This is a genomic window from Modestobacter lacusdianchii (assembly GCF_054177765.1).
This window is the reverse complement of the sequence record NZ_JBJJTJ010000007.1, coordinates 26683-48261: the sequence shown is the minus strand read 5'-3', so window position 1 is coordinate 48261 and position 21579 is coordinate 26683. Positions and strand designations below refer to the sequence as shown.

Below are 21579 nucleotides of genomic sequence, written 5' to 3'. Positions count from 1 at the left end.
GCGACGGCTGGCTGCTCAACCGTGGTGTCCAACCTAGTGCCGCCATGATCGCCGCACCAATCCGGCGCCGGGCGGGGCGACCCGCCCGGCGCCGGTGCTGCTCAGGTGCCCTCGACCACGTGCACCGCGCTCTCCTCGGGGCCCTCCCCGCCCACCGGGCCGTCGGCGAAGGCCTCGACGTCGTCGCCGGTGCGGTTGGTGCCGGAGTCGCTGAGCCGGTCGGTGTCCTCGTCCTGGTCGAGCTGCGCGAAGGCGCGGTCGGGGTCCTCGGCCGGGCGGACGTCGGGGGCGTCGTCCGGGACCTCGCGGTCCAGCCGGCCCGACAGGGACTCGCCCTCGGACTGCTCGAAGGCGGTGGTGCCGAAGTCGACCGCCTGGTGGTCGTCGCGCCCGCCGGGCTCCGGGGCGAACTCCGGGTCCTCGGCGCGGGCCATCGTGGGGCTGTCGTCCTGCGAGACCTCGGGCACGCCGTTGTCCTCGGGGAAGACGTCGCGGGCGGTCTGGCCCTCCGGTCCGACGTCCCCGCGCGGGCCGTCGGTGGTGCCGGTGAGGCCACGCTCGTCGTCGGGGAACTCGGCGTCGTTGAGTGCGGAGTCGCGGGCGGCGCGGTCCGGGTCGGTCATCGTGGTGCCTCCGTTCTGCGTGCGTCCGTGCGGGCACGCGCGTCCGTCCGGGTGGACGGGGGAGCCGGTCGGGTGACCGGCGTCTGGGCATCGCCCTACCCGCGCACCTGCCGGGCATGCGTGAGCCGGGTCGCCCCCGTCCGGGCATGCAGTGGGCCGGCCGGGGTACGGGTCGGGGATGGCGATCACAGACGACGTGCAGCGGATCGGTGCCCCGGTCCGCCGGTGGGCCCGCACCCAGAAGCAGGAGTACACCCAGGGCGAGGCCCGTCCGCTGGGCGCGGACCTGGGCGCGATGGGCGTGTACGCGGGTCTGGTGGGTGCTGCGGCCGCCGCCGTCCGGGCGTCCGGGCGGGAGCTGCCCTCCCGGATCCCGCTCGGGGACGCCGTCCTGCTGACCGTCGGCACGTTCCGGCTGGCCCGGCGGATCGCCAAGGACCCGGTCACCGCGCCGGTGCGGGCGCCGTTCGTGAGCTACCAGGGGACGTCCGGGGAGGCCGAGGTCGCCGAGGAGGTGCGTGAGCACGGCGGGGTCAAGCACGCGGTGGGGGAGCTGCTCACCTGCCCGTTCTGCATGGCGCAGTGGGTGGGCACCGGTTTCGTGCTCGGGTACGTCACGGCTCCGCGCGCCACCCGTCTGGCAGCGCTGACCATGACGATGGTGGCCGGTTCCGACGTCCTGCAGTTCGTCTACGACGCCATCCAGAACGGCGCCCTGAAGCCGGCCGAGGAGGACTCGGGCAGCGTCACCGGCCAGGACGTCTGACGGCGACCCGCTGGTGACGCTGCGTCGCTGACCAGCGGTCCAGCCGCCGGGCGTACCGCGGATGCACCGCTCACCCGTCGGGGTGGCCGACTACGCGGAGTGGCGGTCTCGAGCTGCCGGTGGCGCCCGGCAGCGCCTATCCTGCGATCTTGACGGGACGCGGTCGTCGCGTGCCCCGGGGCCCAGGAGGTACGGCGTGCGGTCGATCTGGCGTGGCGCGGTCTCCTTCGGCCTGGTCAGCATCGCGGTGAAGCTCTACTCGGCCACCGAGGACCACGACATCCGGTTCCACCAGGTGCACAAGGCCGACGGCGGCCGGGTCAAGTACCGCCGGGTCTGCTCGGTCGACGGCGAGGAGCTCGAGTACGGCGACATCGCCAAGGGCTACGAGCTGCCCGACGGCCAGCTGGTCGTGCTGACCGACGCGGACTTCGACGAGCTCCCCCTGGTGACCACCCGCGAGATCGAGGTGCTCCAGTTCGTCGACCAGGAGCAGATCGACCCGATCCACTTCGAGAAGACCTACTACCTGGAGCCCGACGGGGTGGCCACCCGCCCCTACGTGCTGCTGCGCACCGCGTTGGAGAACGCCGGCCAGGTCGCGATCACCAAGATCGCCATCCGACAGCGGGAGTCGCTGGCGGCGCTGCGGGTGCGCGAGGGCGTGCTGGTGCTGCACACCATGCGCTGGCCCGACGAGATCCGGCGCCCCTCCTTCGGCTTCCTCGACGAGGAGGTGCCGGTGCGGCCGCAGGAGCTGGCGATGGCCGAGTCGCTGATCTCCACGATGGCCGGCGACTTCGACCCGGCGCAGTTCACCGACGACTACCGCGAGGCGATGACGGCGCTGCTGGAGGCCAAGCAGTCCGGTGGTGACGTGCAGCCGGCGCCCGAGACCGCCGACGACGGCGGCGGCGCGGTGGTCGACCTGATGAGCGCCCTGCGGCGCAGCGTGGAGCGGGCCGGCGGCACCCCGGCGGCATCCGGGGACGCCGACGAGGGCACCCCGACGACGACCGCCCGCAAGCCGGCCAAGAAGGCCGCAGCAGCTGAGGGCAAGGCGCCGGCGAAGAAGGCGGCGGCGAAGAAGGCCGCCCCGAAGAAGGCGGCAGCGGACGACGCCCCGGCGGAGGACGCCCCGGCGAAGCCGGCCAAGCGCGCCCCCCGGGCCCGCAAGACCGCCTGACCTCGGGTGGCCGCACCCGATCCGCTCGCCACCTACCGGGCGAAGCGTGACCCGTCCCGGACCGCCGAACCGGTGCCCCCGCCCGGGCAGCCCCTGCCGGCGGGGGACGACGACACCTTCGTCGTGCACGAGCACCACACGCCGCGCGGCCGCACCGGCGAGCGGGTGCACTGGGACCTGCGGCTCGAACGGGGCGGGGTGCTGAAGAGCTGGGCGGTGCCCAAGGGCCCGCCCACCGAGCCGGGGGTGAACCGGCTGGCGGTGCCCACCGAGGACCACCCGCTGGAGTACGCCTCCTTCTCCGGCACGATCGCCGCCGGCGAGTACGGCGCCGGGGTGTCGACGATCTGGGACGCCGGCCGGTACGCCACCGAGACCTGGACCGAGGACCACGTCACCGTCGCCTTCGACGGGCAGCGGCTCTCCGGCCGCTTCGTGCTCTTCCGGCTGCCCGACGGCAGCTGGGCACTGCGCAAGCTGGACCCGGACCCGGTCACCGACGCTCCGGTCGCCGACGGGGTGCCCGAGGACCTGGTGCCGATGCTCGCCGCGATCGGCGAGCTGCCCCGGGACGACGACCTGCGCTGGGGCTACGAGTTCAAGTGGGACGGCGTCCGGGTGCTGGCGCACGTGCGCGGTGGCCGGGTGCGGCTGCGGGCGCGCAGCGGCAACGACGTGACCGCCACCTACCCCGAGCTGCACGCCCTGCCCGCTGCCCTCGCCGGCCACGACGCGGTGCTCGACGGGGAGGTGGTGGCGCTGGACGCCCGCGGCCGGCCGGACTTCGGCCTGCTGCAGGGGCGGATGCACCGCACCGGCCCGGAGGTCGCCCGGCGGGCCGCCGCCGCACCGGTCAGCTACCTGTTGTTCGACCTGCTCGCCCTGGACGGGCAGAGCCTGCTGGGCCTGCCCTACCGCGAGCGGCGGGCACGGCTGGACGCCCTCGGCCCCGCCTCGGACCGCTGGGTCACCACCCCCTGGTTCCCCGGCGATGCCCCGGGCGTGGGCGCCCAGGTGCAGGCCGCCAGCCGGGAGAACGGCCTGGAGGGCGTCGTGGCCAAGCGACTGGACTCGCCCTACCGCCCGGGCGGCCGGGGGCCGGACTGGCGCAAGGTGAAGAACCTGCGCACCCAGGCGGTGGTGGTGGGCGGCTGGCGGCCGGGGGAGGGGCGGCGGGCCGGCGGGATCGGCTCGCTGCTGCTCGGGGTGCACGACGAGCAGGGCGCCCTGGTGTTCGCCGGCCACGTGGGCACCGGCTTCACCGCGAGGGCGCTGGCCGACCTTGAGCCGCTGCTCAGCCCGCGGGCGAGCTCGCCGTTCGCCGGCGCGCTGCCCCGCGAGGTCACCCGGGACGCGCACTGGGTGGAGCCGTTGCTGGTCGGTGAGGTGCGCTACGGCGAGTGGACCCGCGAGGGCCGGCTGCGGCACCCGTCGTGGCGCGGCCTGCGCGACGACCTCCGGCCCGAGGACGTCGTGGTGGAGCCCGCGTGAGCGAGCCGATCAGTCGAGCGGCTCCGACTCGCCCCGGGGTGGAGGTCGCGTGAGGCAGCGGGTGCAGATCGAGGGCCGCCAGCTGGAGGTCAGCAACCTGGACAAGGTGCTCTTCCCGGAGGTCGCGTTCACCAAGGCCCAGGTCATCGACTACTACGTGCGCATCGCCCCGGTGCTGCTGCCGCACGTCGCCCGGCGCCCGGTCACCTTCACCCGCTGGCCCTCGGGCGTGGACGGCAAGGCCTTCTTCGAGAAGAACAGCGCCCGGCACGCCCCGGAGTGGGTCCGGTCGGTGACCGTGCCCTCACCCGGGTCCTCGCGCGGGCGGGAGACGCTGGACATGGTGCTGCTGTCCGCCGTCCCGGACCTGGCCTGGTCGGCGAACCTCGCCGCGCTGGAGGTGCACGTGCCGCAGTGGCAGGTGGACGACGACGGTGTCGCCCAGCTGCCCGACCTGCTGGTGCTCGACCTGGACCCGGGCCCGGGCACCGGCGTGGTCGAGTGCGCGCACGTGGCGCACCGGCTGCGCGAGCGGCTGGTGACCGACGGCCTCGACCCGGTGGTCAAGACGTCGGGCTCCAAGGGGCTGCAGGTGTACGCGCCGATCGAGTGCGCCGACAAAGACCACCCGAGCCGCTACGCCAAGGCACTCGCCCAGCAGCTGGCCCGCGAGACGCCCGAGGACGTCGTGTGGCGGATGGAGAAGGCGCTGCGGCCGGGCAAGGTGCTGGTCGACTGGAGCCAGAACAACACCGCGAAGACGACGGTCGCGCCCTACTCGCTGCGGGCCCGGCCACTGGCCACCGTCTCCACGCCGTTGCAGTGGGTGGAGGTCGACGAGCTGCGCGACGGCGGCGACCCGGAGGCGGTCCGCTTCCGCACCGACGACGTCCTGGCCCGGGTGGCCGAGCTCGGCGACCTGTTCGACGTCGCCGACCGCTCCCGCGCCGTCCTGCCCGACGCCTGACCCGGCTCGACGCCTGCCCCTGCCCCCGCGCGACGCAGGCCTGTGCCCGGGCGGGCAGGTCGTCCTGCGGGCGGACGGCGGATCAGACCGCGGGCCGATGTGTCCGGGCCCCTCGCCCCGGCACGATCGTCAGCGTGATCGACACCGCTGCCCCTCCCGCCCCGGCACCCGCCGCGCCCGTCCGCTGGTGGCTGCCGCTGGCCGTGCTGGTGCTCGGCGTCGGCGGCGGCGTGCTGACCGAGTGGGCGCAGGGCGTGCTGCCCGACCCGTGGGGGGCCTGGGCCAACTCGGTGGCCGCCTGGTGCCTGGTCGCCTTCCTCGTCGGGGCGATCAGCGGGGGAGTCCGCACCGCGATCGCCGCCGCGGTCGCGACCGAGCTGTTGCTGGTGGGCGGTTACTACGCCGCGCAGTCGGTGCAGCTGCTGCCGATCAACCGGGTGACGGTGGTCGAGTGGCTGCTGGCCGGGGTGGTGGCCGGTGTGGTCTTCGGAACGGCCGGGCAGTGGTGGCGGCGGGCCACGGGCTGGCGGTCGGCGGTGGCGGTGGCGGTGGCCGGTGGGGTGTTGGTCACGGAGGGCGTCCACCGGGCGGTCCGCTTCCCGTGGCAGGGCAGCTCCGGGGTGGTCATGGTCGTGGCCGGTGCGCTCCTCGCGCTGCTGCTGGCCCGGTCGTGGCGGCAGCGGGCGCTGGTGGCCGGGCTGCTGGTCGCCGTCGTCCCGCTCGGCTGGCTGGCGACCGAGCTGGTCGACGCGGCGCTGTCCGCGAACTGACACCCCGCGGGCGGCGCCGGGCCGCTCTGGGACGATCTGCGCATGTCAGCGCCTCGTGACCCCCGCACCGCCGACCTGGGGCGGCTGGTCGTCCGCTGCCCCGACCGGCCGGGGATCGTCGCGGTGCTCTCCGGGCTGATGGCCCGGGTGGGGGCCAACATCACCGAGTCCCAGCAGCACTCCTCGGACCCGTCGGGGGGCACGTTCACGCTGCGGCTGGAGTTCGTCCTCGACGACCTGGCCGGCCGCCGCGGCGAGCTGGAGGCGGCACTGGTCGCGCTGGCGGAGGAGTGGCAGCTCACCTGGCGGCTGACCGACGCCGCGCGCCGGCCGAGGCTGGCGGTGTTCGTCTCGCGCACCGACCACGTGCTGCAGGAGCTGCTGTACCGGGTGGGCTCGGGCGACCTGCGCGCCGAGATCGCCGCCGTCGTCTCCAACCACCCCGACCTCGAGCCGGTGGCCCGGGCGCACGGCGTGCCCTTCCACCACGTCCCGGTCACCCCGGACACGAAGGACGCCGCCGAGGCCCGCGCCCTGGAGCTGATCGGCGACGTCGACCTGGTGGTGCTGGCCCGCTACATGCAGATCGTGTCGCCGGACTTCTGCAGCCGCTTCCCGGAGCGGCTGATCAACATCCACCACAGCTTCCTGCCGGCGTTCGTGGGCGCGAACCCGTACCAGGCCGCGCACGACAGGGGGGTGAAGCTGATCGGGGCGACCGCGCACTACGTGACCGCGGAGCTGGACGCCGGCCCGATCATCGAGCAGGAGGTGGCCCGGGTCGACCACCGCGCCACGGTGGAGGACATGCGCCGGATCGGCCGCTACGTCGAGCGCCAGGTGCTGGCGCAGGCGGTGACCTGGCACGTGGAGGACCGGGTCGTGGTCGAGGGCGACCGCACCATCGTCTTCGCCTAGGCCCCCTCGCAGGGGCCCGGAGCGAGGGCCGGGGGGCGAGGGGGTCCTTCCCTCGTCGGGTGGTGTTCACCTGGTCTTGATTTGACTGGATCAAAACAACAGGGTTGAGTGGCCGGCGATGGAGACGACCTGGGAGACCGAGCTGCGGACGGCGGGGCTGCGGGTGACGCGGCCCCGGCTGTCGGTGCTCGGGGTGCTCGCCGAGCACCCGCACGTCGACGCCGACACCATCGCCACCGCTGCCCGCGCCGTCCACCCCTCGATCTCGCCGCAGGCGGTCTACGGGGTGCTGAAGGCCCTGGTCGGTGGCGGTCTCGCCCGCCGGATCGAGCCGGCCGGTGGGCCGGCGCTGTACGAGCTGCGGGTCGGTGACAACCACCACCACCTGGTCTGCCGGGGGTGCGGGGTGGTCGCCGACGTCGACTGCGTCGTGGGGCAGGCGCCCTGCCTGTCGCCCTCGGAGACGGCGGGCTTCGCCGTCGACGAGGCCGAGGTCGTCTTCTGGGGGCTCTGTGCGGACTGCCAGGTCGCGCGCAGGACGCACGGGTACGGAACGACGAGCAGCACCGAGAACAGTGCCATCGAAGAGGGAGTGGGAGCATGACCGACGTCGCATCGCAGGGCCCGGCAGCCAGTGAGGCTGACCGGCCGGTCCTGACCAACCGTCAGGGCCACCCGGTCTACGACAACCAGAACCAGCGCACGGTGGGCTCGCGTGGCCCGGCCACGCTGGAGAACTACCAGTTCCTCGAGAAGATCAGCCACTTCGACCGGGAGCGCATCCCGGAGCGTGTGGTGCACGCCCGCGGCGCCACCGCCTTCGGCGTCTTCGTGGCCGACGGCACCGTCGGCGACGAGCCGATCAGCAAGTACACCCGGGCGAAGCTGTTCCAGGAGAAGGGCAAGGAGACCCCGGTCGCCCTGCGGTTCTCCACCGTCGCCGGTGGCCGTGACTCCTCCGAGGCGGCGCGTGACCCGCGCGGCTTCGCGGTGAAGTTCTACACCGAGGACGGCAACTGGGACCTCGTCGGCAACAACCTGGGCGTCTTCTTCATCCGGGACGCGATCAAGTTCCCCGACTTCATCCACTCGCAGAAGCCCGACCCGGTCAACTTCGACCGCCAGGTGCCCAACCGGGTGTTCGACTTCTGGTCGCAGTCGCCCGAGGCGATGCACATGATCACGCTGGTGCTCGGCCCGCGCGGCCTGCCGACCAGCTACCGCTTCATGCAGGGCTTCGGCGTGAACACCTACAAGTGGGTCAACGCCGCCGGTGAGACCAAGCTGGTCAAGTACCACTGGCTGCCGAAGCAGGGCGTGAAGTCCTGGACCGCGGCCGACGCCGAGGTGGCGCAGGGCCGGGAGCTCGGCGTGCACACCAAGGACCTCTACGAGGCCATCGAGCGCGGCGACTTCCCGTCCTGGGACCTGCACGTCCAGCTGATGGACGACCACGAGCACCCGGAGCTGGACTTCGACCCGCTCGACGACACCAAGACCTGGCCGGAGAACGACTTCCCGCTGCGCAAGGTCGGCACCATGACGCTGAACCGCACGCCGCAGGACTTCTTCACCGAGAGCGAGCAGATCGCCTTCGGCACCGGTGTGCTGGTCGACGGGCTCGACTTCTCCGACGACAAGATGCTGGTCGGCCGCACGTTCTCCTACTCGGACACCCAGCGCTACCGGGTCGGCCCGAACTACCTGCAGCTGCCGGTGAACGCACCCAAGACCCGGGTCGCCACCAACCAGCGCGACGGGGCGATGGCCTACGGCGTCGACCGCGCCGAGGGCACCAACCCGCACGTCAACTACGAGCCGTCGATCACCGGCGGCCTGCGTGAGGCCCAGTACCCCACGCACGACGAGCAGGGACCGGAGATCACCGGCCGGCTCACCCGCAAGCGGATCGCCCGCACCGACGACTACACGCAGGCCGGCCAGCGCTACCTGCTGTCGGAGCAGTGGGAGAAGGACGACCTGGTGGCCAACCTGGTCGACGGCCTGTCCCAGTGCGACCGCCCGATCCAGGAGCGGATGGTCTGGCACCTGTTCATGGCCGAGGACGAGCTGGGCCAGCGCGTCGGCGAGGGCCTGGGCATCAGCGCGGACGACGTCCGGGGCCTGCCGCCGCTGCAGACCCAGACGCTGACCGAGGCCGAGCTGCAGCGTGCCGCCAACCTCGGGAAGAACGGCCCGCGCGACGTCACCGGCCTGGTGATGACGCACTGCGTGCCGAACGAGCACGAGGTCCTCACCCGCTGAGCTGAGTGAGCGGCTGAACTGCGGGCCGCGACCGGGTCACCGGTCGCGGCCCGCAGTGCTGTGCGGGTCAGGTCGACGCGGACACCGGGTGGGCGGTCGCGCTGGGCTCGGGACGCAGGTGCGCCCGGTGCGGTGCGGCTGGTCCTACGCTCCCGGCAGGCAGCGAGGACGGAGGCCGGCGGATGAGCTGGATCGGCACACCGCAGGGGGCGTCGGACACCGGCACGGTGGCGGGGGCTCGCCCCTCGGGGCAGGCGGCGGGGGGCCCGGTGCCCAACCACGCCCGGGTGTTCGCCCAGCGGCCGGCGGTCCTCGCGGCGTGGCAGCAGCTGAACGGGGCCGTCAAGGCGGGCATGGACGCGCGCTGGTACGAACTGGCCACCGTGGCGGCGGCGGTGCGGATGCGCTGCAGCTACTGCGCCCTGGCGCACGGAGAGGTGCTGGCCGAGCAGCCCTGGGGGCCGACGCGGTGGTGGCGATGGTCCGCGACCCGCGGTCGGCCGGGTTGTCCGCCGCCGAGCTGGCCGTCGTCGAGCTCGCCGACAAGGTGGCCGCTGGGGCCGCAGCGATGACCGAGGCGGACGTCGTCCGGGCCCGGGCCGCGGGGCTGAGCGACGGTGACGTGCTGGACGTGGTGCTGGCCGCGTCCGCCCGGCTGTTCTTCAGCAGCGTGCTGGACGCGGTGGGGGCGTTGCCGGACGCGTCCTTCGCCGCTCTGCCCGCCCCGTTGCGGGAGGCGCTGACCGTGGGCCGGCCGGTCGAGTCGGCCGGGCCCGCGGACGAGCCGCGCTGACCCACGGGCGCCCGGCTGCTCAGTCGGTGGGGCGGTCGCCGTCCTGCTCGGCCAGGAACTGCTCGATCTGCGCGCCGAGCTCCTCGCCGCTGGGCATCTGCCCGCCGAACCCCAGCAGGCCGGTGTCGTCGCGGGCGGCGGTGAAGGAGTCGAACTGCTCCTCCAGCCGGGCCACGACGGCGGTGTTCTCGCTGCTGCGGGCGATCTGCTCGTCGACCTCGGTGCGGTGGGCCTCGGCGGCCTCCCGCAGGGTCTCGGTCGGCACGTGCAGCCCGGTCAGCCGTTCCAGGTGCTCCAGCAGGGTCAGCGAGGCGGCCGGGTAGGTGGCCTGCGCCAGGTAGTGCGGCACGTGGGCGGCCACGCCGAGCGCGTCGACGCCGGCCTCGCCCAGCCGCAGCTCCAGCAGGGCGCCGACGCTGCCGGGGATGCGCATCTCGCCCCAGTAGACCGGGTAGGACTCGATCAGCTGGCGTCGTGTGGCGTGCGCGGTGACCGTCACCGGGCGGGTGTGCGGCACCGGCATGCCGATGGCGTGCAGCGCGACCACCGAGGTGACACCGAGCCGCTCGACCAGCTGCAGCACCGCGGCCACGAACCGCTCCCAGGCGTGGTCGGGCTCGACGCCGTGCAGCAGCAGGAACGGCGTCCCGGCGTCGTCCTCCAGCAGGTGCAGCGTGATCTCCGGGGAGCTGATCGACTCGTACCGGTCGCCGGAGAACACCATCCGCGGCCGGTGGCCGCGGTAGTCGACCAGCGCGTCGGCGTCGAACCGGGCGATCGGCCGGCCCGGCAGGGTGTCGAGCAGGTGCGCTCCGGTCAGGGCCCCGGCGTGCGCGGCGTCGAACTCCCCGGCCAGGTCGTGCACGAGCACGAGGCCACGGCGGTCCTCGGGGGAGTCGACCGCCGCCTCGCGCGCGAGCAGCTCGTCGGCTGCGGGGAGCAGCTCGACCAGGTCCTCCGGTCGCTGCGGCACGGGACGTCCTCCTGATGACGGGTCGGGCTGCACACGACGACCAGCTCTACCGGGGGCCGGTGCATTCCCATCGTCCCCCTCGCGGGGGAGGTCAGTCGGCGCGCTGCTCCCCGGCCGGCTCGCGCACCAGCTGGGTGCCGGCGCCGTCCGGGGCCAGTTGGCGGCGCGTCCCGTCGTCGTCCACCTCGGGGTGGTTGCCGTCCAGCACGTCACGGCCGTAGCGGTAGGCGACCGCGATCAGCGCGGCCACCGGCACGGCCAGGAAGGCGCCGATGATGCCGGCCAGGCTGGCGCCGGCGGTGACCGCGAGGATGACGACCGCGGCGTGCAGGTTGAGCCCGCGGCCCTGCAGGATCGGCTGCAGCACGTTGCCCTCGATCTGCTGCACCACGATGATCAGGCCGAGCACGATCAGCGCCGTGGTCAGGCCGTTGTCCACCAGGGCGATGAGCACGGCGAAGCCACCGGCGGTGAAGGCGCCGATGATCGGGATGAAGGCGCCGAAGAAGGTGAGCACCGCCAGCGGCAGCACCAGCGGGACACCGAGGACGAGCAGCCCGATGCCGATGAAGAAGGCGTCGACGAACCCGACGATGGCCTGCTGGCGGATGAACTCCGAGAGCGTCCGCCACGTCTTCTGGGACAGCGAGGCGACGTGCGGCGCGGCCTGCGGGCCGGTCTGCGCCGCCAGCCACGGCACCCACTTCGGGCCGTCCTTGAGGAAGAAGAACGTGAGCACCAGCGCCAGCACCAGGTTGAGCAGCAGGTTGCCGATCGTGGTCGCCGTGGTGACCGCGTAGCCGGCGATGTTCTGGGCGTTGTTCTGCACCGAGTCGATGACCGAGTCGACGGCGCTGCCGATCTGCTCGTCGTCGATGTTGAACGGCGGGCCCGCCAGGTACTCCTGCACCTGCTCCAGGCCCTGCGTGACGCCGTCGGCAACCTCCTCGACCTGGCCGACCACCTGCGGTGCGATCACCGCGATGATGCCGCCGAAGGCGCCGAGGAAGAGCAGCAGGACGACGAGCGCGGCCAGTGCCGGTGGCCAGGAGTGGTGCCGCAGGAAACGGGTGACCGGCCAGAGCACGGTGGTGAACAGCAGCCCCAGGACGACGGGCAGCAGCACCACCCACAGCACGCCGAGGACCCGCCCGATGATGATCAGGGCGATGACGATGAGGATCAGCTCGGCCGAGGCGATCGCCACCCGCCGGGACGCGCTCTGCAGGCGCCGGGCGCGCTCGGGGCCGGGCACCGGTGCGTGGGTGACGTCGGTGCTCGGGTCCGGGCCGCCGACCACGGCCGGGCTCGCGCCGGAGCTGTCGTCGGCGCGTTCGTCGGCGGTCTCGGCAGGGCGTTCGTCGGGCATGAGGAGATCCCAGCACACCCGGCGCCCGCGCACCGACCGGCGGCTGTGGGGGAGGGCGTCGGGTGTGTCACGGTTTACCGGAGGAGTTCGTCGTCCCCTCGTCGTAGGTTCAGGGCATGCCGAAGACCGCCACCGCTGACCGGGTCGACCGCGACCAGCTGATCGAGTTCCTCCGCCCCCGGCACAAGGCCCTGCTGCAGACCCGGCGGGGCGACGGCAGCCCGCAGCTGTCGCCGGTCACCTGCGGGGTGGACGAGCAGGGCCGGATCGTCGTCTCCACGTACCCGCAGCGGGCGAAGGCGGTCAACGCCCGGCGTGACCCGCGGGTGTCGCTGTGCGTGCTCTCCGACGACTTCGACGGGCCGTGGGTGCAGGTCGACGGCCAGGCCGAGGTGCTCGACCTCCCCGAGGCGCTGGACCCGCTGGTCGACTACTTCCGGTCGATCAGCGGGGAGCACCCCGACTGGGACGAGTACCGGGCCGCCATGCAGCGGCAGGGCAAGTCGCTGCTGCGGGTGACCATCGAGCGCTGGGGGCCGGTCGCCACCGGGGGCTTCCCGCCGGAGCTGGCCACCTCCTGACGACCCGCCAAGGCAGAGGCCTTGCTCTTTGGTGTGCAAGGTGCTGGACTTGCTGGGTGCCCTTCGTGTTGACCATCGACCAGCGAGCCAGTCGCCGGGGCCCTGACCGGGTGCTGGCTGCGCTGAGCCGGCTCGCCGGCCTGCCGGTGGTGCTCCCCTTCGAGCGCACCGCCGGCGACGAGTTCCAGGGCGTCGTCGACGACCCGGCCGTGGTGGTCGAGGTGGTGCGCCGGCTCGTCCGGGACGGTGGGTGGAGCGTCGGCGTGGGGGCCGGCCCGGTGCACACCCCGTTGCCACGGAGCACGCGGGCCGGGTCCGGGGCCGCCTTCGTGGCCGCCCGGGGAGCGGTCGAGGCCGCCAAGCGCCGTCCCGTGCGGGTGGCCGTGCGCGGCGTCGCGGCGGAGCCGGCGGCCGACGCGCAGGCGGTGCTCACCGCGCTGGCGGTGCTGGTGGATCGACGCAGCGACCAGGCGTGGGAGGCGATCGAGCTGGTGGAGGCGGGCCGCACCCAGGCCGAGGCGGCCGCCGAGCTGGGGGTCACCCGGCAGGCGGTGGGGCAGCGGCTGGCAGCCGGGCTCTGGGAGGTCGAGCGCGACCTGCGCCCGACCGCGGCCCGGCTGCTCGCCCGGGTGCTGGCATGAGCCCCGCCCTGGTCCCGGCATGAGCATCGCGGCGCTCGTCCTGCTGGCCGTCGTCCTGGTCGCCGGCGCGGCGCTCACCCCGCACAGCGACACCCGGCGTGGCGGTCCGGGCGCGGCGCTGCTGGTGGCCGGCCTCGGCGCAGCGGCGGTGCTGGCGCTGGCCACCGGCCGGGTGGGCGACTGGGTGGAGACCACCGGCGCGGTGCTCGCGGTCGGTGCGGCCGCCCTGGGCGGCGGCCCGATCGCCACTGCGGTGCTGCGGGCGGCCGACCCCGATCGTGGTCCGTCTCCGCGGGGCGCCGCCGACCCCGAGGTGCTGCGGGGCGGCACGTGGATCGGCGTGCTGGAGCGCACCGCGATCGCCGCGACCGTGCTGGCCGGGTTCCCCGAGGGGCTCGCCGTCCTGATCGCCGTCAAGGGCCTCGGCCGGTTCAACGAGCTCAAGGCGCCGGTGGCCTCGGAACGCTTCATCATCGGCACCCTCGCCAGCGGCCTCTGGGCCCTGGCCTGCGTCGGCGTCGCCGTGCTGCTCCGTGGTTAGCGGCCCCTCGGCCCCCTCGCAGGGCCCCGCCGCGAGCTTGCGAGCGGTGGGGGGCGAGGGGGTCCTCGTTCAGTCGGTGAAGACCTCGATCTGGGCGCCCATCTCCACCAGGCGCTCGTAGAGCTGCTCGTAGCCGCGGGCGATGATGTCGACGTTGCGCAGCACCGAGGAGCCCTTGGCCGCGAGCATGGCCAGCAGGATGCAGACCGCCGGGCGCAGCGCCGGCGGGCAGACGATCTCCGCGCCCGACCAGCGGGTGGGCCCGGACACCAGCACGCGGTGCGGGTCCAGCAACCGGACGTCGGCGCCCAGCCGGGTGAGGTCGGACAGGTGGATCGCCCGGTTGTCGTAGACCCAGTCGTGGATCACCGTCTCGCCGGTCGCGGTCGCCGCGATCACCGCGAAGAACGGCAGGTTGTCGATGTTCAGCCCCGGGAACGGCATCGGGTGCACCTTGTCGATCGGCGCCCGCAGCTGCGAGGGGTGGATGGTGATGTCGACCAGCCGGGTGCGGCCGTTGTCGGCCGGGTACTCCGGCGAGAGCTCGTAGCGCAGCCCCATCTCGGTGAGGGTGGCCAGCTCGATCTCCAGGAACTCGATCGGCGCGCGCCGCACGGTGAGCTCGGAGCTGGTGACGATGCCGGCGGTGAGCAGGCTCATCGCCTCGACCGGGTCCTCGCTGATCGTGTAGTCGACGTCGGCGTCGAGCACCGGTCGGCCGGTGACCACCAGCGTCGTCGTCCCGAAGCCGGTGATCCGGACGCCGAGCTTCTCCAGGTACAGGCACAGGTCCTGGACCATGTAGTTCGGGCTGGCGTTGCGGATCGTGGTGGTGCCGTCGTGCCGGGCGGCGGCCAGCAGGGCGTTCTCGGTGACGGTGTCGCCGCGTTCGGTCAGCACGATGGTGAGGTCCCGGCCGTCGACGCGGGTGACGGTGGCGTGGTACTCGCCGGCGTGCGCCTCGACGTCGAGGCCGAAGGGGCGCAGCGCGATCATGTGCGGCTGCACGGTGCGGGTGCCCAGGTTGCAGCCGCCGGCGTAGGGCAGCTCGAAGGTGTCGGCCCGGTGCAGCAGCGGGCCCAGGAACATGATGATGCTGCGCGTGCGCCGCGCGGCGTCGGCGTTGATCGCGGTGAGGTCCAGCTCGTCGGGGACCAGCAGGGTGAGGTCGCGGCCGGCGTCGTCCCAGGTGGCCGAGACGCCGATGGAGGTCAGCACGTCGAGGATCCGGTCGACCTCGACGATCCGGCTGACGTTGCGCAGCGTCGTCCGGCCGCGGTTGAGCAGTGCGGCGCACAGCAGCGCGACGGCGGCGTTCTTCGACGACTTGACCGTGACGCTGCCCGACAGCGGGGTGCCGCCGCTGACGCGCAGGTGGGTGGGGCCGGTGCGGCCGACGGTGATGAGCTCGCTCTCCAGGGCGGCGGACAGCCGGCCGAGCAGCTCCAGGGTGAGGTTCTGGTTGCCCTGCTCGATCCGGGCGACCGCGCTCTGGCTGGTGCCGAGCCGTTCGGCGAGCTGGGCCTGGGTGAGGCCGTGGTGGCGGCGGGCGTCGCGGACCAGGCCGCCGATCTGGCGGAGGGACTGGCCGGTGGCTTCCTCGGTGAGCGTCATCGCCGGGCAGGTTATCTCACAGATGAGATGCGGACGGAACTGGCGCGGAGGCGCGCCGTCCCGCCACCATGCGCCATGGGGATCTTCTGGGCGGCGATCGGGCTCCTGCTGCTCGGTCTGCTGGTCGCTGGCTGGGTGATGGACCGCGGCGTCCGCCGGCGCGGCTCCCGGGTGGTGCACCACTCGGACATCTGGCGAGAGGTGCGGGAGGGCAACCGCGACGCCCGGGTGGTCGACCCCCGGGTGCGGGACAGCTCCTGGACCAGCTGGAGCCGGCGCAACCGCAGCTGAGCACCGGACCGCCCGCGTGCCGGTGCGGAGGACAACCGACATGATGGACGGGCCGTTCCCGGCCCCGTCTGCGAGGAGAACCCGTGTCCGACACCCCGGCACCGACCGGAGCCGTCGCTCATCCCGAGCTGCTGGCCATCTACCTCAACGACCACCTGGCGTCCTCCACGGGCGGCATCGAGCTGGTCGGCCGGATGATCGGGGTGCACCGGGGCGGCCCGCACGAAGCGGGGCTGCGGCAGCTGCTCGACGAGCTGCGCGAGGAGAAGTCCGCGCTGAACGGGCAGATGCGCGCGCTGGGCATCCCGGTGCGGCAGTACAAGCAGGTCGGCGTGTGGCTGGCGGAGAAGGGCAGCCGGCTCAAGCTCAACGGCCACCTGCTCAGCCGGTCACCGCTGAGCGACCTGGTGGAGTTCGAGTTCCTGGCCTCGGCGGTCCGCGGCAAGCGCAGCGGCTTCGAGACCCTGCGGATCGCCGCGAGCGTCGACAGCCGGATCGACGCCGGGCTCCTCGACGGTCTGATCCAGCAGGCCAACCGGCAGCACGACTGGCTCACCGAGGTGCGCCGGGACGTCGCGGCCGGCGTCTTCGGCGGAGACCCCGAGGCACCGGACGCGGCGGCCGACAACGGCGCGGGGGACGGCGGGGGCGGCGACGACGGCTGAGGGCGCCCGGGGCTGCGGGTCCGGCGGCGCGGCGGTAGACACGTGGCCATGTGCCACGACCACGACAGCCGCCCGCCCGCCCCGCCGCGCTCCGGGACCGTCGCCGAGCGGGGCACCTTGACGCTCACCGCCGCCGACGGCAACCGGCTGTCCGCCGCCTACGCCGCACCGGCCACCGAGGCGCGGGCCGGTGTCGTGCTGCTGCCCGACATCCGCGGTCTGCACCCCTACTACGTGGCGCTGACCGAGCGGTTCGCCGAGGCCGGCCTGCCGGCCGTGGCGATCGACTGGTTCGGCCGGACGGCGGGGCTCGCCGAGACCGGCACCCGCGCGGAGGACTTCGACTGGCAGACGCACATCCCGCAGACCACGCCGGCCGGGGTGGACGCCGACACCACCGCGGCGATCGAGTACCTGCGCAGCCGCACGCGGCCCGACCTGCCGGTGGTCACCGTGGGCTTCTGCTTCGGCGGCAGCCACGCCTGGCGCCAGTCGGCCGGGCCGCTGGACCTCGCCGGCACCGTCGGCTTCTACGGCCGGCCGAGCCTGGTCGGCGACGCCGCCGCCGGCGCCCGCAAGCCGGTCGTGATGATCATCGCCGGTGCGGACAGCGCGACCCCGGTGGAGGAGCAGCTCCAGCTGGCCGCGACCATGCGGGCCGCCGGCGCCGAGGTGGACGACGTGGTCTACGAGGGTGCCCCGCACTCCTTCTTCGACCGCGCGTACGGCGAGTGGGCGCAGGCGTGCGATGACGCCTGGCGGCACGTGCTCGCCCTCACCGACCGAGTCGCCGCCGGCTGAGCCCCACCCGTCCGGGGCACTCCCGGGCGGCACCCGCCAGGGGTCGACCTACCCTCGACCTCGTGAGCGAGCAGCAGCAGGAGCCGGCCGAGCCCATCGAGCAGGGCGTCCTCGACCTGGCCGCGCGGGTGTTCGACCTGGCCCGCGGCGGGGCGACCGCCGAGCTGGTGGAGTACCTGGACGCCGGGGTGCCGGCCAACCTGACCAACCACAAGGGCGACACCCTGCTGATCCTGGCCGCGTACCACGGTCACCCGGAGACGGTGCGCGCCCTGCTGGAGCGCGGCGCCGACCACGGCCGGATCAACGACCGGGGGCAGACCCCGCTGGCCGCCGCCGTCTTCAAGCAGTCGGCCGAGACGGTGCAGGCGCTGGTCGCCGCCGGAGCCGACCCGGACGCCGGGCAGCCCAGCGCGCGGGCCACCGCGCAGTTCTTCGACCTGCCGGAGATGGCCGCGCTGCTGGGCTGAGCCCGGGCCCCGGGTGCTCGAGCCGGGTGCTCGAGCCGGGTGCTCAGCCCTGGCTGCGCAGCACCCGGAGCAGACCGGTCAGACCGCGGCGGAGCGCCTCGAGCTCGTCCGGGTGCAGCGACTGCACCACCGTGGCGTCGGTCTCCACGTCGGCCGCCATCAGCCGGCGCACCACCCGGACGCCGTCCCGGGTGGGGGAGAGCACCTTGCCGCGGCCGTCCCGGGCGTCCGGTGCCCGGTCGACCATGCCGGCGCGGACCAGCCGGTCGACCAGGCCGGTGGTGGTCGCCGGGCTCACCCCGAGCAGCTCGCTGAGCAGCAGGGGCGTCGCGGAGCCCTCGACGACCAGGAAGGTCAGGCAGCGCAGCTGCTGCAGGGTGAAAGGGGTGTCCAGCAGCGGCGCCAGCCGCCGCCGCATGCCGTGGTCGCCCACCTCGGCGCCCAGCCGCAGCACGGCCTGGACGTCGGCGGGCAGGCCGCGCCACTGCGCCGGCCACTCCTCCGGGAGGGCGCACCCGGCCCCCGCACCGTCGTCCGTCGTTCGCCCGAGCGTCGTGTGGCGGCCCACCTCGTCGTCGGCGTCCGTCGACATGCTGCCTCCTCCGGGGAACTCCTGACCCCAGCCGGTAGTTTGCTCCACGCAAACTATCCCCCCGATCGGCTCCCGGGCCGTGGAGGAAGCGTGTCCCGTCTCGCCGTCCTGTCCCTGCGCAACCGAGCGCTGGTCGCGCTGGCCACCATCGCCGTGCTGGTCTTCGGGCTGATCTCGGCCGGTTCGCTGAAGCAGGAGCTGATCCCGAGCCTGCAGATCCCCGCCGCCGCCGTGGTCGCCGCCCAGCCGGGCGCCTCGCCCGACGTGGTCGAGCGCCAGGTCGTACAGCCACTGGAACAGGCCATCGGCACCGTCGACGGGGTGGTCGCCACCACCTCCACGGCGAGCACCGGGCTCGCGACGGTCACCGTCGAGCTGGAGTACGGCTCGGACATCGACCGCGCCACCGCCGCGCTGCAGACCGCGGTGAGCCGGGTGCAGGCCCAGCTGCCGGCCGACGTCGAGCCGCAGGTGCTCGCCGGGTCGCTGGCCGACCTGCCCGTCGTCCAGCTGGCGATCGCGGCGCCGGGCGACCCCGCCGCGCTCTCCGACCGCATCGACGCAGCCGTCGTCCCGCTGTTCGAGCAGGTGGAAGGCGTGCGTGACGTGACGGTCACCGGGGCCAGCGAGCCCCGGGTGCAGATCACCCTGGACCCGGCCGCGCTCGCGGCGGCCGGCGTCTCCCCGGCGGCGGTCTCGACCGTGCTGGAGGACAACGGCGTGGTGCTCCCCGCCGGCACGGTGACCCAGGGCGAGCAGTCCCTCCCCGTGCAAGCGGGTGACCGGCTCACCTCGGTCGAGGAGCTCCGCGCCCTCCCGCTGACCGGCGCCGGCGGCGCGGTCGCGCTGGGCGAGGTCGCCACGGTGGAGCTGGGCGAGGCGCCGGCGACGTCCTACTCACGGGTCGACGGTCAGCCGGCGCTCTCGGTCGGGCTGACCCAGACCCCCGACGGCAACACCGTCGACATCTCCCATGCCGTCGACGAGCTGCTGCCGCAGGTGCGGGAGCTGCTGGGCGAGGGCAGCACGGTGGCCGTGGTGTTCGACCAGGCGCCGTTCATCGAGGAGTCGATCGAGGGACTGGCCACCGAGGGCGGGCTCGGCCTGCTGTTCGCGCTGATCGTGATCCTGGTGTTCCTGGCCTCGGTGCGCTCGACGCTGATCTCGGCGGTCTCTATCCCGGTGTCGCTGTGCGTCACCTTCATCGGGCTGCAGGTGGCCGGCTTCTCGCTCAACATCCTCACCCTGGGCGCGCTGACCGTCTCGATCGGCCGCGTGGTCGACGACTCCATCGTGGTCATCGAGAACATCAAGCGGCACCTGTCCTACGGCGAGGCGCGCACCAGGGCGATCCTCGGCGGGGTGCGCGAGGTGGCCGGGGCGATCACCTCCTCGACCATCGCCACCGCCGCGGTCTTCCTGCCGATCGCGCTGGTCGGCGGCCTGGTGGGCGAGCTCTTCCGGCCCTTCGCGCTCACCGTCGCGATCGCGCTGCTCGCCTCCCTGGTCGTCTCGCTGACCATCGTCCCGGTGATCGCCTCGGCGTTCCTGAAGGCCCCGGAGGCCGACCGCGAGGACACCGCGGAGGTGGCCCGCGAGCGGGAAGCGGCCGAGGCCGCCGAGCGTCGCACCTGGTTGCAGCGGCTGTACGTCCCGGCGCTGCGCGGCGTGCTGGCGCACCGCCGCTGGACCGTCGCCGGCGCGCTCGCCGTCTTCGTCGGCACCCTGGCGCTCACCCCGCTGCTGCAGACCAACTTCATCGGCGACGCAGGGGAGGACACGGTCACCGTCACCGCCGCCTACCCGGCCGGCACGAGCCTGGCCGCCCAGGACGAGCGGGCCCGGGTGCTGGAGAGCGCGCTGGGCGAGGTCGCCGGGGTGGCGACCGTGCAGACCACGGTCGGCTCGGCCGGCGGGTTCGCCGCGTTCAACGGCGGTGGCGGCACGCCCACGGCCACGTTCGCGCTGACCCTGACCGAGGACGGCGACCCCGAGGAGACCCGCGCGGAGATCCGGGACGTCGCCCAGGGCCTCGAGGACGTCGGTGAGGTGACCGTGGCCGCCGCCGGCTCCGGGTTCGGCAGCTCGACGGTCGACGTCCTGGTGCAGGCGGCCGACGCCGACGTGCTGGCCGAGGCGGCCGACCGGGTGCAGCAGGCGGTGTCCGAGGTCGACGGCGCGACCGACGTGACCAACGACCTGTCCGCCGGGCTGCCGGTCGTGCAGGTCGACGTCGACCCGGTCGCGGCGGCGGCCGCCGGGCTGACCGAGGCGCAGGTGACCCGGACGCTGGCCGGGCTCACCAACGCCGTCCCGCTCGGGGAGATCGACGTCGACGACGCGAGCACCCCGGTCTACCTGGACCCGGTGCAGGCGCCGGAGACCGTCGACCAGCTGCGCGCCGTGGTGCTGCCGACGGCCGCCGGCCCGGTGCCGCTGACCTCGCTCGCGACGGTGGAGGAGGTGCAGGCGCCGAGCTCGATCAGCCGGGTCGACGGCGAGCGCAGCGCCACCGTGTCGGCGACCCCGGCCGATGCCGACCTCGGCGCGCTGACCACGCAGCTGCAGGCGGCGATCGACGGGCTGGACCTGCCGGCCGGTGCCGAGGTCTCCATCGGCGGCGTCGCGGCCGACCAGGGTGAGGCCTTCGCCGACCTGGGCCTGGCCCTGGTGATCGCCATCGTGATCGTCTACCTGGTGATGGTGGCGACCTTCCGCAGCCTGGCCCAGCCGTTCATCCTGCTGGTCTCGGTGCCGTTCGCCGCGACCGGTGCGCTGCTGATGCTGCTGGTCACCGGCACCCCGCTGGGCGTGCCCGCGCTGATCGGCGTGCTGATGCTGATCGGCATCGTGGTCACCAACGCGATCGTGCTCATCGACCTGGTCAACCAGTACCGCGAGCAGGGCCTGCCGCTGGCCGAGGCGGTGAGCGAGGGCGCCCGCAAGCGGCTGCGGCCGATCGTGATGACCGCGGCGGCCACCGTGCTGGCGCTGACCCCGATGGCCTTCGGGCTGACCGGCGGCGGGGTGTTCATCTCCCAGCCGCTGGCCCTGGTGGTCATCGGAGGGCTGATCAGCTCCACGGTGCTCACCCTGCTGCTGGTGCCGGTGCTCTACACCGCGCTGGAGAGCCGCCGGGAGCGCCGCGCAGCCAAGCGCGGGGGCGCGCACCGGCGTCCGGCCGAGCCGGCCGAGCTCCAGCCGGCCTGAGGTCGAGTGCGCAGTCCCGGTCGTCCGGCGCGGCGTGTCCGCCCGTGTCGAC

23 protein-coding genes are annotated in these 21579 nt (G+C 73.9%); 18 read left to right on the top strand and 5 right to left on the bottom strand.

The annotated features are described in order from the left end of the window. Positions 1-101: 101 nt before the first annotated feature. Positions 102-623: a hypothetical protein gene (locus ACJTNH_RS06875; RefSeq protein WP_458173937.1), complete on the bottom strand. Its 522-nt coding sequence runs from the start codon at positions 621-623 to the stop codon at positions 102-104. 178 nt (positions 624-801) lie between these two features. Between ACJTNH_RS06875 and ACJTNH_RS06870 the strand changes: the two genes are divergently transcribed. The 10 genes from ACJTNH_RS06870 (at position 802) to ACJTNH_RS06825 (ending at position 9779) form a co-directional block, all read left to right on the top strand. Then, the gene (locus ACJTNH_RS06870; RefSeq protein WP_458173935.1) at positions 802-1389 is read left to right on the top strand and encodes a DUF1360 domain-containing protein; all 588 of its coding nucleotides are present in this window, start codon (positions 802-804) and stop codon (positions 1387-1389) included. A gap of 196 nt (positions 1390-1585) precedes the next feature. After that, entirely contained in the window at positions 1586-2575 is a 990-nt protein-coding gene (gene ku, locus ACJTNH_RS06865; protein ID WP_458173933.1) for a non-homologous end joining protein Ku, read from the top strand. 6 nt (positions 2576-2581) lie between these two features. Further along, the gene (gene ligD / locus ACJTNH_RS06860; protein ID WP_458173931.1) at positions 2582-4066 is read left to right on the top strand and encodes a non-homologous end-joining DNA ligase; all 1485 of its coding nucleotides are present in this window, start codon (positions 2582-2584) and stop codon (positions 4064-4066) included. Positions 4067-4115: 49 nt separating this feature from the next. Further along, positions 4116-5033, top strand: coding sequence for a non-homologous end-joining DNA ligase (ligD, locus tag ACJTNH_RS06855; protein WP_458173930.1), 918 nt, complete (start codon positions 4116-4118; stop codon positions 5031-5033). 134 nt (positions 5034-5167) lie between these two features. Next, entirely contained in the window at positions 5168-5803 is a 636-nt protein-coding gene (locus ACJTNH_RS06850; protein ID WP_458173928.1) for a DUF6518 family protein, read from the top strand. Positions 5804-5845: 42 nt separating this feature from the next. Continuing rightward, positions 5846-6721, top strand: a complete 876-nt coding sequence (gene purU, locus ACJTNH_RS06845; protein WP_458173926.1) for a formyltetrahydrofolate deformylase — start codon at positions 5846-5848, stop codon at positions 6719-6721. Between the two features lie 118 nt (positions 6722-6839). After that, positions 6840-7325, top strand: coding sequence for a Fur family transcriptional regulator (locus ACJTNH_RS06840; RefSeq protein WP_458173924.1), 486 nt, complete (start codon positions 6840-6842; stop codon positions 7323-7325). Next, positions 7322-8986 carry a catalase gene (locus tag ACJTNH_RS06835; RefSeq protein ID WP_458173922.1) on the top strand — a complete coding sequence of 555 codons (1665 nt, stop codon included), beginning with the start codon at positions 7322-7324 and terminating at the stop codon, positions 8984-8986. Before ACJTNH_RS06840 ends, ACJTNH_RS06835 begins: the two co-directional genes overlap by 4 nt. A 182-nt stretch (positions 8987-9168) precedes the next feature. Continuing rightward, positions 9169-9558 carry a carboxymuconolactone decarboxylase family protein gene (locus ACJTNH_RS06830; RefSeq protein WP_458173920.1) on the top strand — a complete coding sequence of 130 codons (390 nt, stop codon included), beginning with the start codon at positions 9169-9171 and terminating at the stop codon, positions 9556-9558. Beyond that, entirely contained in the window at positions 9465-9779 is a 315-nt protein-coding gene (locus ACJTNH_RS06825; protein WP_458174188.1) for a hypothetical protein, read from the top strand. Before ACJTNH_RS06830 ends, ACJTNH_RS06825 begins: the two co-directional genes overlap by 94 nt. A 19-nt stretch (positions 9780-9798) precedes the next feature. On the opposite strand, the gene ACJTNH_RS06820 is transcribed toward ACJTNH_RS06825, so the two are convergent. Further along, complete coding sequence (locus ACJTNH_RS06820; protein WP_458173918.1) at positions 9799-10752, bottom strand: proteasome assembly chaperone family protein; 954 nt, start codon at positions 10750-10752, stop codon at positions 9799-9801. Between the two features lie 91 nt (positions 10753-10843). Beyond that, positions 10844-12121: an AI-2E family transporter gene (locus ACJTNH_RS06815; protein ID WP_458173916.1), complete on the bottom strand. Its 1278-nt coding sequence runs from the start codon at positions 12119-12121 to the stop codon at positions 10844-10846. Positions 12122-12237: 116 nt separating this feature from the next. Here ACJTNH_RS06815 and ACJTNH_RS06810 point away from each other — a divergent pair, with 116 nt between their 5' ends. From ACJTNH_RS06810 to ACJTNH_RS06800, 3 genes are read left to right on the top strand one after another with little or no spacing between them, the layout of a single operon-like run. Continuing rightward, positions 12238-12702: a PPOX class F420-dependent oxidoreductase gene (locus tag ACJTNH_RS06810; protein ID WP_458173914.1), complete on the top strand. Its 465-nt coding sequence runs from the start codon at positions 12238-12240 to the stop codon at positions 12700-12702. Between the two features lie 56 nt (positions 12703-12758). Beyond that, positions 12759-13343, top strand: coding sequence for a hypothetical protein (locus tag ACJTNH_RS06805; protein ID WP_458173912.1), 585 nt, complete (start codon positions 12759-12761; stop codon positions 13341-13343). Positions 13344-13362: 19 nt separating this feature from the next. Next, a complete protein-coding gene (locus tag ACJTNH_RS06800; RefSeq protein WP_458173910.1) occupies positions 13363-13884 on the top strand; it encodes a hypothetical protein in 522 nt (173 codons plus the stop codon). A 69-nt stretch (positions 13885-13953) separates the two neighbouring features. Here ACJTNH_RS06800 and ACJTNH_RS06795 read toward each other — a convergent pair whose 3' ends face one another. Beyond that, a complete protein-coding gene (locus ACJTNH_RS06795) occupies positions 13954-15498 on the bottom strand; it encodes a helix-turn-helix domain-containing protein (RefSeq protein ID WP_458173908.1) in 1545 nt (514 codons plus the stop codon). Between the two features lie 75 nt (positions 15499-15573). On the opposite strand from ACJTNH_RS06795, the gene ACJTNH_RS06790 reads away from it, so the two are divergent. From ACJTNH_RS06790 to ACJTNH_RS06775, 4 genes are all read left to right on the top strand, one after another. After that, on the top strand, positions 15574-15789 hold the full coding sequence (locus tag ACJTNH_RS06790; protein WP_458173906.1) for a hypothetical protein: 216 nt from the start codon (positions 15574-15576) through the stop codon (positions 15787-15789). Between the two features lie 83 nt (positions 15790-15872). Further along, positions 15873-16454 (top strand): hypothetical protein, encoded by a 582-nt coding sequence (locus ACJTNH_RS06785; protein ID WP_458173904.1) that lies wholly within the window; start codon positions 15873-15875, stop codon positions 16452-16454. 48 nt (positions 16455-16502) lie between these two features. Beyond that, positions 16503-17255 carry a dienelactone hydrolase family protein gene (locus ACJTNH_RS06780; RefSeq protein ID WP_458173902.1) on the top strand — a complete coding sequence of 251 codons (753 nt, stop codon included), beginning with the start codon at positions 16503-16505 and terminating at the stop codon, positions 17253-17255. 62 nt (positions 17256-17317) lie between these two features. Then, the gene (locus ACJTNH_RS06775; protein WP_458173900.1) at positions 17318-17725 is read left to right on the top strand and encodes an ankyrin repeat domain-containing protein; all 408 of its coding nucleotides are present in this window, start codon (positions 17318-17320) and stop codon (positions 17723-17725) included. Positions 17726-17768: 43 nt separating this feature from the next. Here the strand turns inward: ACJTNH_RS06775 and ACJTNH_RS06770 are convergent, their stop codons facing one another. Beyond that, complete coding sequence (locus tag ACJTNH_RS06770; protein ID WP_458173898.1) at positions 17769-18317, bottom strand: MarR family winged helix-turn-helix transcriptional regulator; 549 nt, start codon at positions 18315-18317, stop codon at positions 17769-17771. 90 nt (positions 18318-18407) lie between these two features. Between ACJTNH_RS06770 and ACJTNH_RS06765 the strand changes: the two genes are divergently transcribed. Continuing rightward, a complete protein-coding gene (locus tag ACJTNH_RS06765; RefSeq protein ID WP_458173896.1) occupies positions 18408-21527 on the top strand; it encodes an efflux RND transporter permease subunit in 3120 nt (1039 codons plus the stop codon). Positions 21528-21579 lie beyond the last annotated feature (52 nt).

Excerpts from the sequence above, each read along its gene's own strand:
- ACJTNH_RS06875 (WP_458173937.1), bottom strand. The coding sequence starts at position 623 with ATGACCGACCCGGACCGCGCCGCCCGCGACTCCGCACTCAACGACGCC.
- ACJTNH_RS06870 (WP_458173935.1), top strand. The coding sequence starts at position 802 with ATGGCGATCACAGACGACGTGCAGCGGATCGGTGCCCCGGTCCGCCGG.
- purU (WP_458173926.1), top strand. The coding sequence starts at position 5,846 with ATGTCAGCGCCTCGTGACCCCCGCACCGCCGACCTGGGGCGGCTGGTC.
- ACJTNH_RS06840 (WP_458173924.1), top strand. The coding sequence starts at position 6,840 with ATGGAGACGACCTGGGAGACCGAGCTGCGGACGGCGGGGCTGCGGGTG.
- ACJTNH_RS06835 (WP_458173922.1), top strand. The coding sequence starts at position 7,322 with ATGACCGACGTCGCATCGCAGGGCCCGGCAGCCAGTGAGGCTGACCGG.
- ACJTNH_RS06830 (WP_458173920.1), top strand. The coding sequence starts at position 9,169 with ATGAGCTGGATCGGCACACCGCAGGGGGCGTCGGACACCGGCACGGTG.
- ACJTNH_RS06825 (WP_458174188.1), top strand. The coding sequence starts at position 9,465 with ATGGTCCGCGACCCGCGGTCGGCCGGGTTGTCCGCCGCCGAGCTGGCC.
- ACJTNH_RS06815 (WP_458173916.1), bottom strand. The coding sequence starts at position 12,121 with ATGCCCGACGAACGCCCTGCCGAGACCGCCGACGAACGCGCCGACGAC.
- ACJTNH_RS06810 (WP_458173914.1), top strand. The coding sequence starts at position 12,238 with ATGCCGAAGACCGCCACCGCTGACCGGGTCGACCGCGACCAGCTGATC.
- ACJTNH_RS06800 (WP_458173910.1), top strand. The coding sequence starts at position 13,363 with ATGAGCATCGCGGCGCTCGTCCTGCTGGCCGTCGTCCTGGTCGCCGGC.
- ACJTNH_RS06795 (WP_458173908.1), bottom strand. The coding sequence starts at position 15,498 with ATGACGCTCACCGAGGAAGCCACCGGCCAGTCCCTCCGCCAGATCGGC.
- ACJTNH_RS06790 (WP_458173906.1), top strand. The coding sequence starts at position 15,574 with ATGGGGATCTTCTGGGCGGCGATCGGGCTCCTGCTGCTCGGTCTGCTG.
- ACJTNH_RS06780 (WP_458173902.1), top strand. The coding sequence starts at position 16,503 with ATGTGCCACGACCACGACAGCCGCCCGCCCGCCCCGCCGCGCTCCGGG.
- ACJTNH_RS06770 (WP_458173898.1), bottom strand. The coding sequence starts at position 18,317 with ATGTCGACGGACGCCGACGACGAGGTGGGCCGCCACACGACGCTCGGG.